The organism is Aerococcus sp. L_32 (genome assembly GCF_050689315.1).
Genome location: NZ_JBOEQF010000486.1, coordinates 1 through 1405, shown reverse-complemented (window position 1 = coordinate 1405; position 1405 = coordinate 1). Strand labels below are relative to the sequence as shown.

2 protein-coding genes are annotated in these 1405 nt (G+C 40.5%); one reads left to right on the top strand and one right to left on the bottom strand.

Going from position 1 to position 1405, the window contains the following annotated elements:
• Window positions 1-522, top strand: a 522-nt coding sequence (locus ACRCJ0_RS14095) for an adenine deaminase C-terminal domain-containing protein (protein WP_431390860.1), incomplete at its 5' end; no start/stop codon positions are given.
• Between the two features lie 80 nt (window positions 523-602).
• Here ACRCJ0_RS14095 and jag read toward each other — a convergent pair.
• The coding region (gene jag, locus ACRCJ0_RS14090; RefSeq protein WP_431390859.1) for an RNA-binding cell elongation regulator Jag/EloR at window positions 603-1405 on the bottom strand (803 nt) is incomplete at its 5' end.

Here is a 1405-nt window from a genome sequence, read left to right as displayed (position 1 = left end):
ATGGCACAATCCATTTTGACAAGAGGATCTGAAGAGATATTACCTAGTGTAGAAGGTAAATTTGAAGCCAATAAGGACTTCAATAAAGCTTGTGTGATTGAACGTCACGGTCATTCGGGTGGTATCGGTGTGAGCGCGATTAAGGGCTATAATATTGAAAATGGCGCGATTGCGACTAGTGTGTCCCATGATGCGCATAATATTACGGTTGTGGGCGATAATGACGCGGATATACTACTGGCTGTGAAAGAATTGGACCGTATTCAGGGAGGTTATGTGATTGCTTCTAAGGGAGAAATTGTTGCAGCCTTACCACTAGAATTGGCTGGTATTATCAGTATTCAGTCAGGTAAAACGGTACAAGCGCAATTAAATAAGATGGTGGCTCATGCTAGAACACTTGGTGTGCCTGAATCTATCGACCCATTTATGACCCTATCCTTCATTGCCTTAACGGTCATTCCAGAATTACGGCTCACAGATAATGGGCTATATGATGTGAATCTGGGGCAATTTATTTAAGAAAATAAGATATTATAAAGTGATAATAAAAAACGACCCTCATTATTTAGTGATAATGGGGGTCGTTTGCTGTTAATATTTTAGTCTTTGTAAGACACAACTAGGTATCTATGTGGTTCTTTCCCTTCAGAATGGGTCGCAATATATGAATATCTAGCCAATTGCGCGTGGATAATTTTCCGTTCAGCAGCAGGTAGTGGGTCCAAGAAAACAGGTTGTCTTGACTTGGCTACTTGGTCCGCTGTTTTACGTGCTAATCTCGCTAATGTTTCTTGACGTCTTTCCCGATAGTTGCCGACATTTACAATCACTTTGACATGTGGGCGCACATATTGGTGGGTCATCACTTGAGCAAGTGTCTCTAAGGAATTAATGATCTTCCCGTGTTTACCAATAACCAAGCCTTTTTTATCAGTTTGGATATTGTAAATAACAGTACGACCACGGTCCTCAACTTCAATATTGGCGTCTACTAGGTAGGATGCCAACACGTCAATCAGGTATTCAGCTACATGTTCCACATCTTTGAAGTCTTCATCTACCAATTCTAAGTCTTGGTCCGCTTGAACAGCGGTTTCAGCCGCTTCTTCTGATTCAACTTCTACTTCAGCAATAGTTGCTTCTTTAATAAAAGTTTCCTCATTAATTGATGGTTCAGACTTTTCAGTAATCACTTCATCAGAGGCAAGTTCTTCATCAACTTCTTGCTCCGATTCAAACTCAGCGCCTTGAGTCTCTGGCGCTTCATCAAAACTTGTTGATTCAACAACTTCTTCTTCAGTTTCATCTGTTACTGAATTGATTTCTGTATCTGCATTTTCAGATGGCGCCACTGCTGATGTGTTTTCTTGACCTAAATCAGGGAAGGAATATAAATCATCTA